This window comes from Gilliamella sp. X-60, from assembly GCF_057063585.1.
Genome location: NZ_JBXSQJ010000026.1, coordinates 1 through 14,245, shown reverse-complemented (window position 1 = coordinate 14,245; position 14,245 = coordinate 1). Strand labels below are relative to the sequence as shown.

The following is a 14,245-nucleotide window of genomic DNA, read 5'->3' as shown; positions in this document are numbered from 1 at the left end:
CGATAAATAAAAATTTAACTGTTAGTCATCTCCCTATTTATGTTTGATGACATTATATTATAAATTCTCAAATAATGTGGCTTGGTGCGATGGTAATTATCATCGCAATATTTTTAAATTTTCAGGGGTGCGGTATGTCATCTAATTTTTTGGTTAATTCTAAAGCTTAATTTGGATTCAATTTTTTTACTGTTTGATTCCCTTCTGTTACTCTTCAGGGTTATAAATTAACTCACACATCATGTTAAATAAAGATTATCAAAACTTATCTGATTGATTTTATGCGCTCAATTAATTTAGCAAGCCCTTGCAAACGTGATTGGCTTAGCTCATCGGAAATTTTTAACTGACTTAATAGGGATTGAAAATCGATAGCTGCAATTTCTTGTGCTGTTTTGTGATTAGCAATGATGATTAAAATGGCTAATAACCCTTTCACAATTCGCCCTTCGCTATCGCCACTAAAAATATAAGTATTATCGGCCTGCTTGTGATAACTAAGCCAAACTCGATTTTCGCAGCCATTGACTTGGTTCTGCTCTGTTTTTTGCTCGCCAGGAAAATCAGGCAATTGCTTTGCTAGCATTACCAACTGTCGATAGCGATCTTGCCAAGTACGTTGCTTTGCAAATAATTCGGTTAAGCTTTGCTGTGATAGCATAATATTGACCTATTTACGGTTAACTGTTTGTAAAAAAGTTTCAGGAAACTATACGTTTTAGTATAAAATCACACTAATATTTCAATTGCATTTTGCAACTCTGAAATAAATTGATCCACATCTTGCTGATTATTATATGGCATCAATGAAACACGAACCGCTCCGTGGCAACCTAATTTATTCATCAAAGGCTGGGCACAAAGCTCACCAGTGCGGATCGCAATATTTTGTTCACTTAATAAGATAGCAATATCATTATGATGAATATCATTGATATTAAATGTAATAATCGGGCTACTATCCACACTATAAAATTGAATATCCGCAAATTTGTTTAGTTGTGATTTTACGTAGTCAGCGAGTTGCTTTGTGTAGTTCTCTGCTTGCTTATTATCCCAACTTTTTAACCATTCAAGTGTTGCGTTAAAGCCAAGAATGCCTGCAATATTGGGGGTGCCTGCTTCAAATTTATAGGGGAGATCTTCTTGAATAAAATCATCAAATGAGGCACTTTTTAACATTTTACCGCCACCATGCCAAACCGACATTTGCTCAAGTAAAACCTGCTTACCATATAAAACACCAAGACCCGTTGGTCCATACAATTTATGGGCAGAAAAAGCATAAAAATCGATATTTAATTGCTGAACATCAAGCGCATGGTGAACAATACCTTGAGCACCATCAACAACTAAAATAGCATTATGTTGATGAACAATGTGGCTAATTGTCGCTAAATCAGGGCAAAATCCAGTGACGTTTGACATTTGGGTTATTGCAACAATTTTGGTTTTTGTTGACAGTAGCGATGATAATTCATCAATATCTGATGACCATTTTATGACTTTAGCCCCCGTTTGTTTTGCAACAATTAGCCAAGGTAATAAATTGCTATGATGCTCTAATTCACTCACAATAATTTCATCATCAGGTTGTAGCAACGGGTGAGCATAGCTTTGTGCGACTAAGTTAATCGATTCAGTTGCTCCTCGTGTCCAGATAATTTCAGTACTATTGTTGGCATGAATTAAATCAGCAACATTTTGTCTTGCTTTATCAATTGTTGCGGTGACTTGCAGGGCGGTATTATACAAACTACGCTGGGTTGTTGCGGTATTTTCTAAATAGTAAGCAAGCGTTGCATCAATCATCACTTGTGGTTTAAGTGCGGTTGCTGCCGAATCAAGATATACGCTTTCACTATTAAGCGCAGGAAAATCCGCCCTAAATTGCTCAGGTACAAAATGCTTATTGGGTAAGTTCAAGTCCGGCAATACCATTCCAGTAACCATTACAATCTCGTTTATGTTCAATTTGTAGTGGGTTTAATCCATCTTCGTTAGCTTTGAACTGCTTGACAATATCAAGTGTTTCAAGACCAAGTGGTGAAATTCTAACAATATCCACTAATCCTTTCATCTCTTTGAGATTATTGCCTAAGTTATAACAATAACCACTTTGAGTCTGAATACCGTTTAGCACAAATACTTTTTGCTGTTCTTGCGAGAACACTTCACGCCCAACGGGATAGTTAATGCAACATGTTTCACATTTATCTTTAGGCTTGTCTTCTGATCTAGCGGTAAAACAACGCGCTGAATAAGCTAAAGGTAAATAACCGTAGCTAAAGACTTCAACTTCAAAATTTCGCTTAATATTTAAATTTTCAAATTGATTAAGTACATTGGTTAACCAATCACGAGAAAGCTCAACCGGCATACACCAACGCACCATCCCTTGTTTTTGTAATAATTTTAAAGTTAATGCGTTATAACAGTTAATAGCGGGGCCTGCAACAAATGGTAATTTATGCTCTTGCGCAATATTAATGGCAGCTAAATCATTTGCTTCGACTAAAAAATCGCCGTTATTGACTAATTGTCGTAAATCATTTAATTCTGATGGTGCTTCAAGTAACGCTAGGGTTGAAAGTACCACTTGTTTACCCGATTTAGCAATTTCTTTTGCCAGTTCAAGCCAATTGACAACTTTCATTTCACGGCGTTTGGTACACACCGTTTCGCCCATATAAATAACATCTGCTGCACTCTCTTTGGCAGCATGATAAAACGCTTCTGTTGTGGTTTTAGGCCAATAATAAAGTACTGGTCCTAATGCGTATTTCATAGTTTTGCTCACAATATTGTTTATATTAGATGAATTAAATTATTAAACATAATACCTTATCGCCTGTATTTATTTACAAAAAACAGAAGATATAAAAAGCGAAATATTACATTTAAAATGTATATTTTTTAATTATTTGTTTTAATAGACAAATTAAGTTATTGCCATTTACGGTGATAAGCGCCTAATGTTGTCTGTGTTCCCTCTGAAACAGAGCCAAGCGTATCCATCCAGCTTTTTTCTGTTTGGAATGATTGCGGATTGGCTTTATAGCGATCGATGGCTTGTCGCCATACTTTGGTCACTTGTTCAACATAAGCAGGGCTACGCTGACGCCCCTCAATTTTAACCGAGGCAATATTAGCAGCAAATAGTTCAGGTAATAACTCAATAGTATTTAAGCTGGTTGGCTCCTCGATTGGATGATAAAGCTTATCGCCAACAAAATAACGCCCTTTGCATAGCGTTGGGTAACCCGCATTTTCGCCTTTTTTATGGCAATCAATTAACACATTATTGAGTCGTGACTCAAGCCCTTTTTCTGTCTCTTCCCAGCGAACAAATTTTGCTGGCGAACAAGCTCCAACGGTATTGGGCGATTCACCGGTTAAATAGGATGATAAATAACAGCGTCCTTCCGCCATAATGCACAGGCTACCGAAAGCAAATACTTCAAGTGGAACAGGGGAAACTTGTGATAGCTGTTTGACTTGATGCATCGAAAGTACACGCGGTAACACAATACGATGTACCTGAAAATTGTTATAGTAAAATTTAATCGATTCTTCATTGGTTGAAGACGCTTGCACAGAAACATGACGCTCAAGATCAGGGTACTTTTCAGCCGCATAATCAAGCATGGCAAGATCAGCAATAATTAACGCATCGGCGCCAATATTTGCTGCTGTATCAACCGCATATTGCCAACGCTGAAAATTTTCGGGATGAGCAAAAGTATTAATGGCAATATGTAATTTTTTACCGCGTTTATGTACATAATCTGAAGCTTCTAACAATCGCTTTTCATTAAAATTTAAACCAGCAAAATGACGGGCATTGGTATCATCTTTCAAACCAATATAAACAGCATCAGCACCGTTATCAATAGCCACTTTTAGTGACGGTAAAGACCCTGCTGGACAAAGAAGTTCCATAATTATTCCTAACTTAATTTCGGTAATTTATACGTTGTGTATTATGCAATAATTCCGAGTGTAATGCGAATAGAAAGCGATAGTGTTAGCTAAAAAAACATCAGATGCTTGGTTTATTGTATAAACAGTAATTCCTACAAATTATATGAATAACAATGACTGGTAAAAATCGCAGTACAAGCGATTACATTTGTTACGCTTGGAACGGCATTTTTGGGAAATATTTTATACCATATCTAATTGTATGTTTTATGATCAGTATAAATAAAACTCTGGTTAAGCACAAAAATAAGATATATGGTAATATTTATAATGTGAATAAAAAATATAAAAAAAGAATAAAAAATCTTTGTCATTTGCTTTTTTTTTTACACTAGGCAATATCCTTAAAAATATGATCATTGAAAAAAATTAATTCATTATTTATCAATTTTTTACACTATTTTAATGATCAAAATATCTAGGTTTTTATTGATAAGATATTAATAGTACTTGGAATTTTATTAAAATTTGTAGAAAATTAGAATAATTTATTATATCATAAAGATTATCTATTTATATTATTTAAGAAATTATCAATTTATTCGTGTTTCATAAGGAATCAAATATGTCAAATAGCTATCAAAACGAAGTACCTCCTGCTCGTGTTAATATTCAACTAGATCTTCATACTGGTGGGGCCCAAAAGAAAGTTGAGTTACCTTTAAAAATTTTATCTATTGGTGATTATGGTCGTGGTAAAGACAAACGTCCACTTTCAGAAAAAGAGAAAGTATCCATTAATAAAAATAATTTTGATGCAGTATTAAAAGAATTTAGACCTTCTGCCAAGATTAGTGTACCAAATACTCTTGCTGATGATGGTAGCGATATTAGTGTAGAACTTGCTTTTGAATCAATGAATGATTTTAAACCTGAACAAGTTGCAAGAAACATTCCTCAGCTTCGTTCTTTGCTTGCTATGCGTAATTTATTAAGAGATTTGAAATCTAACTTACTAGACAACGCTACATTTCGTTACGAACTAGAGAAAATTGTTAAAGATGAACAATTATCTGATGAGCTTCGTGCAGAATTAGAATCAATTGTATCTAAAAACACAAAATAAGTGTTTTTTAATAAATTATATCGTTATTGATGAACAATAAGGAAAAAAGCAATGAACGAAAAAACAGAACAAAAAAGTGTTAGCCAAACCGTTTTAGAAGATAATGGTAGTGTTTACCAATCTTTATTTAATAAAATAAATTTAAATCCAATCCAAAAAGCTGGTGAGATCGATAAATACGAAGATAATGATGTATTATTTGAGTCCTCACAAGATGAACGTGTCACGATGGCTGTTGATATTTTACTTAAATTGATTCAAAGCTCATCTCAAAAAGTTGAAAAACTAGACAAACATTTATTGGATTACCATATTAGCCAAATCGACCAAAAACTGAGCCGACAATTAGATGCGATTATGCATAACGAAACGTTCCAAGAAATTGAAGCGACATGGCGTGGTTTAAAATTTTTAGTGGATCGTACTGATTTTCGACGCAACGTAAAAATTGAATTATTAGATGCTTCAAAAGAAGATCTTCGCCAAGATTTTGAAGATGCACCAGAAATCATTCAAACAGGTTTTTATCGTCATACTTATATTCAAGAATATGATACACCGGGTGGAGAACCTATAGGTGTAACTATCTCGAATTATGAGTTTGATCGTGGTCCACAAGATATTGCTTTATTACGTAATATTTCAAAAGTTGCAGCTGCGGCACATATGCCATTTGTTGGTTCTGTTGGTCCAAAATTCTTTGGTAAAGAAACCATGGAAGAAGTTGCTGCAATTAAAGACATTGCAAATTATTTTGATCGAGCTGAATATACAAAATGGAACAGTTTCCGCGAAACGGATGATTCACGTTATGTTGGCTTAACATTACCAAGAGTATTAGCTCGTTTACCTTATGGTCCTGACACAGTACCTGTCCGTAGTTTTAACTATATTGAAGATGTTAAAGGTATTGAACATAGTCGTTATTTATGGGCTAACGCTTCGTATGCTTTTGCAGCTAACATGGTACAAAGTTTTATTCGTAATGGTTGGTGTGTACAAATTCGAGGTCCACAAGCTGGAGGACTTGTCGAAGATTTACCTATCCATCTTTACGATTTAGGTACAGGTAACCAAGTTAAGATCCCAACTGAAGTTCTTATCCCAGAAACACGTGAATTTGAATTTGCTAATTTAGGTTTTATACCGCTCTCTTTCTATAAAAATAGAGATTATGCTTGTTTCTTCTCTGCAAATTCGGCACAAAAACCAGCGCTATATGATACAAAAGAAGCAACAGCAAATAGCCGTATTAATGCTCGCTTACCATATATCTTCTTATTATCACGTATTGCTCATTATTTAAAAGTAATTCAGCGAGAAAATATTGGAACAACAAAAGATCGTCGAGTTCTTGAACTTGAGTTAAATAAATGGATTAGCAATCTTGTGACTGAAATGACTGATCCTAGTGACGAAGTTCAAGCATCTCATCCATTACGAGAAGCAAAAGTTATTGTTGAAGATATTGAGGATAACCCAGGATTCTTCCGTGTTAAAACATTTTTAATCCCACATTTCCAGGTTGAAGGAATGGATATTAATTTATCGATGGTATCACAAATGCCAAAAGCTAAAGCTTAATATCAAAAAATCTGGGTGGTAGGATTCATGAAAATTTTTCGTCCTTTATGGAATGAAGGTGTCTTTTTGACACCTCAACAATTTCAGCAACAGGCGTTATGGCAACAGTTTTCCTCTCAAAAGTTAGCTGCTATGGCAGTAGCTAACCCATGGGGTATTGAAAAATTAGTCATAGATACGCAAGCGCTGACAATCGATCGCTTGCAGGCAGAATCTATTAGTATTCGCTTTCCTGATGGCGTGCTAATTAATACTGATACGGCCGATAAATTACCGGAAGCTAGAACACTAAATACAGATGTTCCACCTGAGCGTGAAGAAGTCATTGTATTTGTTGGGATACCATTGCTACAAGCTAATGGAGGTAACTGTCTACAAGACAATCAACAACTTGAAAGACCGCTTCGCTATCGACAAGAATGGATGGAAGTGGTAGATCTATTTGGACAAAATGCTGAAACAATTGCTGTTGAGCGTTATGCGTTAACTTTTTTATTTGATTTTGAAGATCATAGTGATTATTTAACATGTCCAATTGCATGCCTTAAGCGCGATCTAAATGGTCGTTTTGTACTTGATTTTGAATATCTTCCTCCACTAATTAATTTATTCACTCAAAGTGGAACATTAATAAAAGAGTTAGAATTATTATGTATCCAAATACAAGCTAAACGTCAACGTTTAATGGGCATGAGACATGAACGTAACGAACAAATGGCTGAATTTGCAATAGCTGATGTATCCCTATTTTGGCTTTTAAATGCACTAAACACATTTGAGCCTCAACTCAAATTTTTACGTGATAATCCAACTATTCACCCAGAAAACCTTTACCAAACCTTAACGGCATTAACAGGTGCATTGTTAACGTTTTCATTAGCAAATGATGTTGATAAAATTCCAGCTTATCAACACACCAACCTTAATGAAGTGTTTCCACCATTATTTGGATTAGTGCGTAATTTGTTAGAAGAAAGCTTACCATCTCGAGTGATTAAAATTGATTTAGTACATAATAAAGATACATTATGGACAGGTCGCTTAAACGATTCTCGTCTTGTTGAAGATGCTGATTTTTATCTCTCTGTACGTTCAAGTATGCCCGGACATCAATTACAGTCTCAGTTTCCAATATTATGTAAAGCCGGTGCACCAGATGATGTAAGGCAAATTATACATTCAGCATTATCGGGGATCCCAATAAAAGCGCTTAGCCATGTTCCAGCAGCAATACCTATGCGTTTAGAAAATCAATATTTTGCACTGGATCTATCGCATAGTGCTGCAAAAAATATGTTGCAAACTCGATGTTGTGAGTTTTATGTACCAAGAGCAATGCCAGATATTTCACTAGAACTTTTCGCAGTTTTGCGATCATAAGGTCAAGATTATGAGTATAGAACCACAAACAATAGTCATTGATGAATTATTACGGGATTCAATATTAGTTGTTGTCCAATTAAAAGCGAAAGCGAATATTCCATCAGGACATAAATTATATGAACTTTGTAAACAGCAAGTGACGACCGTTCGTGAGACGTTATATAAGGCGCAATATAGTCAAGATGTGATTGATGATATAAGTTATGCCCTATGTGCATTATTAGATGAAACAGTATTACTTTGCCATCGTGATAACCCCGAAAAACAAAATTATGATGAGTGGTTAGGCGCACCATTACAAGTCATTTTTTTTAATACACATAATGCTGGTTATGATTTATTTGAAAAAATTCGCGGACGCTTAAAAGCAGATAAAAAAGATCCATTAGTATTAAGTTGCTTTGACAGAGTGCTTGGGCTTGGCTTTCAAGGGTGCTATCTTGATAAACCTCAAATGGAAAGGGAACACTTGGTTTTAGCCCTGCGTGAAGCTGTACGAGAGTACGAGCCAGAACAATCTCATCCTATTATTGAACAAACCAAAACTTATCGTTATTTAGGGCGCAAAACGATGCTGTTATCTTGTACTGCGCTATCCGTTTTGTTGGTTATTGTTCTTTACTTTTTATTAGATTATCGACTTGATACGTTGATTAAAAAAATTGTAGGTTAAAGGGGAATTTATGAGCGATTACCCTAAACGAATTCAAATCATTTATGCTGCTATATTAAGTTTATTGTTACTATTTGTTTTTTTACCAATAGCAGTCGGTTGGAAAATTATTGGTACGGTTTTAGTTTTAGTTATTGCAGGTGGGTTGCTATGGCGAATGCAACGCTATCGGCGAATGCTTGCTTTATCAACAACAAATATTGACTTTTTAACTCAAAAGCTTGATTTATTACCGGCAAGGCAACGTTATCGGTTACCTATCTTATTGGTAACTGGTAGTGCAGCAAAAGACTTTTTTCCTGAGGATCTATCCATAGCAGAATCGAATATTGTTGTTTCATCCGAAGCGGTATGGATCTATGTTGAAGAGTATTCTCATTTACCTATTGTTTATGATTCATTAATCGCAAAATGGCCAGATATGATAGGGCGGGTAGGCATATTTCTTGCTTTAACGCCTGAACTTGAGGATAAACAAGGATTGTTCATTGCTAAATTGCAGGCATTTCGTCAATCATGGGCAGATACATGTCGCATTGCAAAATATCAACTGCCTGTTTACTTATCGACACATATTGGTCTAAATAATTTAATTTATGATGAACAAAATCCATTACCTGTTTACTGGTTTCAATTAGTCGATCACAAATTATTTCTGCTTGATCGTTATTTATCGCCTTTAAACAATTGGGTTAATGATATTAAAACGCCTTCAAGCGAACGGGAAAGACGATTACGATTAAGACCATTGCTAAACGAAACACAATCTTGGATTGAACAAGTCGTGTTATCAACATTAATTGATCCAAAACAGCCTATTGCAAAATGTAATCCAACAGGGATAGCGATTTATCCTATAAATCAATCTATTGTAAATAACAATATTATGCAAAAACAATGGGAAAGTATCACGACTTTACCACTGCCAAATAACCATAAAATTGAAGATAATGTAAGTCCGCCCGATTCCTTAATTAAATTTATGCCAATAGCTTACCCATTTTCGCCTATTGCCACAATGGCCTGTGGATTAATTACGATCACATCCATATTTATTATGGGGTGTTTAGGCGCATCTTTTTGGAACAATATTAAACTTTCTGATCAAATACAAAATGATATTCGGCATTACCATTTAATTTCGATGGACAGTTATGAAGAAAAGCGACAAGCACTTGAGTTACTTAAAGGCGATAGAACAATGTTAAATCAATATTTAGCTCAGGGGGAACCTGTTCGTTTAGGTATGGGGCTTTATCATGGACAGCAATTACTTGAGCCTTTAAATGTCTCTATGAGTGATTATGTTGCTAAACCACCAGAGCCAGAAAAAATTATTATTAAAGAAGAAAAAGTTATCGTAAAAGATGCACCGTCCGTGATTCGTCTAGATAGTTTAGCATTATTTGAAAGTGGTCAATCAAGCTTAAAATCAGATTCAACCAAAATATTAGTCAATGCGTTAGTTGAAATGAAAAAACAAATAAATGCTAACCACGGCACAGGGTGGCTTATTTTAGTTGCAGGGCATACTGACTCCACTGGTGATGAAAATAAAAATATTCAATTATCACTTGAGCGTGCAACAGCTGTACGAAACTGGATTATAAAAGCCAGTGATATCCCTGAAACCTGTTTTGCAATACAAGGGTATGGAGCAAAAAAACCGCTAGTTAGTAACGACACTCTGGAAGGTCGTGCACAAAACCGGCGAGTAGAAATTAGCTTAGTTCCTCAAATGTCAAATTGTATTTTGGCAAATGAAAACTAAGAGTGTTTAATAAAAATCAAAAAAGGAGTAAAAACAATGGCAGTTCCAGCGTATATGTTTTTAAAAGACGATGGTGGTGCAGAAATTAAAGGTTCTGTAACTGTAGTAGGACGTGAAGGTAGTGTTGAAGTGGTTGAATTTGATCACAAAGTTTACATTCCAACCGATGGTAATACAGGTAAATTAACCGGAACTCGCGTTCATAAAGCACTTGAATTTGTTAAAGAAGTTGATGCTTCATCACCTTATCTTTACAAAGCTGTAACTACAGGCCAAAACTTAAAGTCTGTTGAAATCAAATGGTACAAAATTAATGATGCAGGTCAGGAAATTGAATATTTCAATACATTAATGGATAACGTAAAAATTGTTTCTATTAAACCTGAAATGCACAATATTAAAGATCCAACAAAAGAACAATACAATCATTTAGAGCGTATTGAACTACGTTACGAAAAAATCACTTGGACTTATAAAGATGGCAACATCATTCACTCAGATAGCTGGGTTGAAAGTAGAGCCTAATGTGGTTTTTGTTGATTCTGCCATTACGGCAGAATCAACATTTTTTTATAAACAATAACATAACGAAAGGAATAGTAATGATTGCCGATCCTTCTGTTTTATTAAGGCGACTCAATCCATATTGTGCAAGAGCACTTGAAGCTGCGGCAGAATTATGTCAAACGAGAGCACATCCAGAAATTACACTTGAACATTGGTTATTAAAATTATTAGAACAAGGCGCAGGTGATATTTCATTTATTGCAAGACATTACCAACTAGATATGGACAAAGTCTGGCAAGGATTATTGAATTATTTAGACATTTTACCACACACAATTAATACAAAACCTAGTTTATCGTCATCGTTGATTGCGGTATTACAATCAGCATGGTTAAAGGCTTCACTTGAAGATCAAGAAGATGTTATTCGTTCAGTACATATTTTACAAGTGCTACAAGAGATGCCTCATTGCTTAAAAGCACAAGATACATGGCAATTGCTTAGCTTATCCGTTGTGTCATTACAAAAAATGCGCACTCAATTAAATGAAACATCAGATGAAAGCCCAGTAAATCAATACAGCTATCCTTCAAATAATGGTATCGATAGCACATCCCAATCAAAGATTGATACTAATCAGGATTCGCAAACAGCTGATACGAAGAATAACCAACAACAAGCTGTGCAACAAAAACATTATCAAGCAGCGCTTAGTCGATTTACTGAAGATATTACCGAAAAAGCGAAAACAGGTAAAATTGATCCTGTATTTGGTCGCGATAGTGAAATAAGACAAATGATCGATATTTTATCTCGTCGTCGCAAAAATAACCCAATCTTAGTGGGGGAACCCGGCGTAGGTAAAACGGCATTAGTTGAAGGGCTGGCACTACGTATTGCAGAAGGCAACGTGCCTAAGAACCTTGAAAAAGTTAGCATATTAATGCTTGATCTTGGCTTACTACAAGCTGGTGCTGGCGTAAAAGGTGAATTTGAACAAAGATTAAAAAATGTGATTGAGGCTGTGCAACAATCACCGAACCCAATATTACTTTTTATTGATGAGGCGCACACCATTATTGGTGCAGGTAATTCAGCCGGTGGGGCTGATGCAGCAAATTTATTAAAACCGGCGCTAGCTAGGGGTGAATTACGTACAATTGCTGCTACAACATGGTCTGAATACAAACAATATTTTGAAAAAGATGCTGCGTTAGAGCGTCGTTTTCAAATTGTTAAAGTTGATGAGCCTGATGACGAAAAAGCCTGTCTTATGTTACGTGGTTTAAAATCACGATACGCAAAACACCATGGTGTACATATACTGGACGAAGCTGTTAAAACAGCAGTTTCGCTTTCTCGACGTTATATCAGTGGTCGTCAACTGCCAGATAAAGCCGTTGATCTGCTTGATACTGCTTCAGCTCGGGTTCGCATGGGGCTAGATACAATTCCTGAATCAATCACGTTGCTTGAAGCCAAAATTGCCTCATTGACAATAGAACAAGAAGCAATAGAAGCTGATTTAGTGTTAGGAGAACAGCTATCAACAGATCGTATGGGGGAAATCGATTTACAACTAGGCGAACTACAAGAACAATTAACCAATCAACAAATACAATTTGAAAAAGAGAAAAAACTTGTTGAAACACTAATTGAGTTACGACAAAAATTAACACTAAAACAAGATAAAAAAATTCAAAAGCAACTGATTGCAACACAGCAAAAATTAAGTGAACTACAAAAAAGTTTACCTTTATTGTCACTTGATGTTGATAGCCGAATGGTCTCTTCAATTATTGCCGATTGGACCGGAGTGCCATTAGAAAGTCTATTAAAAGATGAACAAAGCCATTTGCTTATGTTAGAAGATGATTTGCGCTTACGTGTTGTCGGTCAAGATAACGCGCTTTTTGACATCGCTAAACGGATCCGTGCTGCAAAAACGGGACTAACCTCAGAAGATGCGCCGATGGGAGTATTCTTATTAGTCGGACCATCTGGTGTAGGTAAAACCGAAACAGCTTTAGCTTTAGCTGATACGCTCTTCGGTGGCGAACAATCTTTGATCACCATTAATATGTCAGAGTATCAAGAAGCTCATACCGTATCACAACTCAAAGGATCACCACCTGGATATGTGGGTTATGGTCAGGGTGGAATATTGACTGAAGCCGTCCGTAAACGCCCATATAGCGTTGTATTATTGGATGAAGTCGAAAAAGCACATCGCGATGTATTGAATCTATTTTATCAAGTATTCGATCGTGGTTTTATGCGAGATGGTGAAGGGCGTGAAATTGATTTCCGTAATACCTTAATATTAATGACTTCTAACCTAGGCAGCGATGAATTAATGGCATTATTTGATGAAATGCCAAATGCTGATATTGCAACACAGCAAGAATTATTGCGCCCTATTATACGTGAACACTTTCAACCAGCATTATTAGCGCGTTTTCAAACTGTCATTTATAAACCATTAGATGATGTTGCACTGCGCAAAATTGTTGAAATGAAATTAAATAAAGTCGCCTCTCGATTACAAAAACATTACAAAATTGAGTTTAATGTTGGCCAAAAACTTTGCAATACCTTAGTTTCAGCTTGCTTATTGCCAGATACAGGTGCTCGTAATATCGATAGTATTTTAAATCAACAAATCTTACCAGTAGTTTCTAACTTGTTACTACAGCAGGTTAATAGTCAAAACAATCAATCATTAGCGTTACAACTCGACTTTAGTGAAACAGATGGCATTGTACTTGAATGGGTAACAAAAAATAGTAAAACAGCGCCAACAAAAGCTAAAAAGGCAACAACAGTAAAAAAAACATCTTCAAAAGTATCAAAAACAGAGGAAAAAAACAGTAATAAAAAACAAACAACAAAAGAAACAACTAGTCATACAGAGTAAAAAAATATACACAAATAAATAGGAGAACAACATGTCAAACGAACTTCATCGTCTTTTGGGGCAACTCGGTGACGGGTTTAGCGATTTAATGGCAGGCTTAGATGGCGTTAGTCATAATCGCTATACCTTAACGGTTGACGGGCTGGAAGCGCCGATGTCGGTTTTGCATGTCGACGGTGATGAGTCGTTAAACCAGCCTTGGCGTTATGTTATCTCCTTTACTAGTACTGACAAAACCTTATCGCCTGATGCCTTTCTTAACCAAAAATCGACCTTCTCTTTTAATCCGGTTATCAATAAACCATTAACTTCCGCTATCCGCTCATTAAGTGATTCACCCACGTTGACGAATAAACGCA

The 14,245-nt window shown here is 35.7% G+C and carries 11 protein-coding genes and 1 pseudogene; 8 read left to right on the top strand and 4 right to left on the bottom strand.

The window, feature by feature from the left end:
• Window positions 1–265 precede the first annotated feature (265 nt).
• From csdE to ubiU, 4 genes are all read right to left on the bottom strand, one after another.
• A complete protein-coding gene (csdE, locus tag ACYIAM_RS11510; protein ID WP_483748359.1) occupies window positions 266–661 on the bottom strand; it encodes a cysteine desulfurase sulfur acceptor subunit CsdE in 396 nt (131 codons plus the stop codon).
• 68 nt (window positions 662–729) lie between these two features.
• Window positions 730–1,953: a cysteine desulfurase CsdA gene (gene csdA, locus ACYIAM_RS11505; protein WP_483748358.1), complete on the bottom strand. Its 1,224-nt coding sequence runs from the start codon at window positions 1,951–1,953 to the stop codon at window positions 730–732.
• Window positions 1,910–2,788 carry a U32 family peptidase gene (locus ACYIAM_RS11500; RefSeq protein WP_483748357.1) on the bottom strand — a complete coding sequence of 293 codons (879 nt, stop codon included), beginning with the start codon at window positions 2,786–2,788 and terminating at the stop codon, window positions 1,910–1,912. Before ACYIAM_RS11500 ends, csdA begins: the two co-directional genes overlap by 44 nt.
• Window positions 2,789–2,946: 158 nt before the next feature.
• Window positions 2,947–3,942, bottom strand: a complete 996-nt coding sequence (ubiU, locus tag ACYIAM_RS11495; protein ID WP_483748356.1) for a ubiquinone anaerobic biosynthesis protein UbiU — start codon at window positions 3,940–3,942, stop codon at window positions 2,947–2,949.
• 607 nt (window positions 3,943–4,549) lie between these two features.
• Here ubiU and tssB point away from each other — a divergent pair.
• The 8 genes and pseudogenes from tssB to ACYIAM_RS11455 all read left to right on the top strand — a co-directional run.
• Window positions 4,550–5,050: a type VI secretion system contractile sheath small subunit gene (gene tssB, locus ACYIAM_RS11490; protein WP_174796785.1), complete on the top strand. Its 501-nt coding sequence runs from the start codon at window positions 4,550–4,552 to the stop codon at window positions 5,048–5,050.
• Window positions 5,051–5,101: 51 nt separating this feature from the next.
• On the top strand, window positions 5,102–6,634 hold the full coding sequence (gene tssC, locus ACYIAM_RS11485) for a type VI secretion system contractile sheath large subunit (RefSeq protein WP_065637773.1): 1,533 nt from the start codon (window positions 5,102–5,104) through the stop codon (window positions 6,632–6,634).
• A 27-nt stretch (window positions 6,635–6,661) separates the two neighbouring features.
• Window positions 6,662–8,014 (top strand): type VI secretion system baseplate subunit TssK, encoded by a 1,353-nt coding sequence (tssK, locus tag ACYIAM_RS11480; RefSeq protein WP_483748355.1) that lies wholly within the window; start codon window positions 6,662–6,664, stop codon window positions 8,012–8,014.
• Window positions 8,015–8,024: 10 nt separating this feature from the next.
• Window positions 8,025–8,690 (top strand): type VI secretion system protein TssL, short form, encoded by a 666-nt coding sequence (gene tssL, locus ACYIAM_RS11475; RefSeq protein ID WP_483748354.1) that lies wholly within the window; start codon window positions 8,025–8,027, stop codon window positions 8,688–8,690.
• 10 nt (window positions 8,691–8,700) lie between these two features.
• Window positions 8,701–10,461, top strand: coding sequence for an OmpA family protein (locus tag ACYIAM_RS11470; protein ID WP_483748353.1), 1,761 nt, complete (start codon window positions 8,701–8,703; stop codon window positions 10,459–10,461).
• Window positions 10,462–10,497: 36 nt separating this feature from the next.
• A complete protein-coding gene (locus ACYIAM_RS11465; protein ID WP_065590676.1) occupies window positions 10,498–10,986 on the top strand; it encodes an Hcp family type VI secretion system effector in 489 nt (162 codons plus the stop codon).
• Between the two features lie 77 nt (window positions 10,987–11,063).
• Window positions 11,064–13,886, top strand: coding sequence for a type VI secretion system ATPase TssH (gene tssH, locus ACYIAM_RS11460; protein ID WP_483748352.1), 2,823 nt, complete (start codon window positions 11,064–11,066; stop codon window positions 13,884–13,886).
• 31 nt (window positions 13,887–13,917) lie between these two features.
• Window positions 13,918–14,245: pseudogene (locus ACYIAM_RS11455) on the top strand (hypothetical protein); the annotation flags it as partial.

Coding starts and splice junctions, on each gene's coding strand:
- ACYIAM_RS11500 (WP_483748357.1), bottom strand. CDS start 2,788: ATGAAATACGCATTAGGACCAGTACTTTATTATTGGCCTAAAACCACA.
- ubiU (WP_483748356.1), bottom strand. CDS start 3,942: ATGGAACTTCTTTGTCCAGCAGGGTCTTTACCGTCACTAAAAGTGGCT.
- ACYIAM_RS11470 (WP_483748353.1), top strand. CDS start 8,701: ATGAGCGATTACCCTAAACGAATTCAAATCATTTATGCTGCTATATTA.
- tssH (WP_483748352.1), top strand. CDS start 11,064: ATGATTGCCGATCCTTCTGTTTTATTAAGGCGACTCAATCCATATTGT.
- tssL (WP_483748354.1), top strand. CDS start 8,025: ATGAGTATAGAACCACAAACAATAGTCATTGATGAATTATTACGGGAT.
- tssK (WP_483748355.1), top strand. CDS start 6,662: ATGAAAATTTTTCGTCCTTTATGGAATGAAGGTGTCTTTTTGACACCT.
- csdA (WP_483748358.1), bottom strand. CDS start 1,953: ATGGTTACTGGAATGGTATTGCCGGACTTGAACTTACCCAATAAGCAT.
- ACYIAM_RS11465 (WP_065590676.1), top strand. CDS start 10,498: ATGGCAGTTCCAGCGTATATGTTTTTAAAAGACGATGGTGGTGCAGAA.
- tssB (WP_174796785.1), top strand. CDS start 4,550: ATGTCAAATAGCTATCAAAACGAAGTACCTCCTGCTCGTGTTAATATT.
- tssC (WP_065637773.1), top strand. CDS start 5,102: ATGAACGAAAAAACAGAACAAAAAAGTGTTAGCCAAACCGTTTTAGAA.
- csdE (WP_483748359.1), bottom strand. CDS start 661: ATGCTATCACAGCAAAGCTTAACCGAATTATTTGCAAAGCAACGTACT.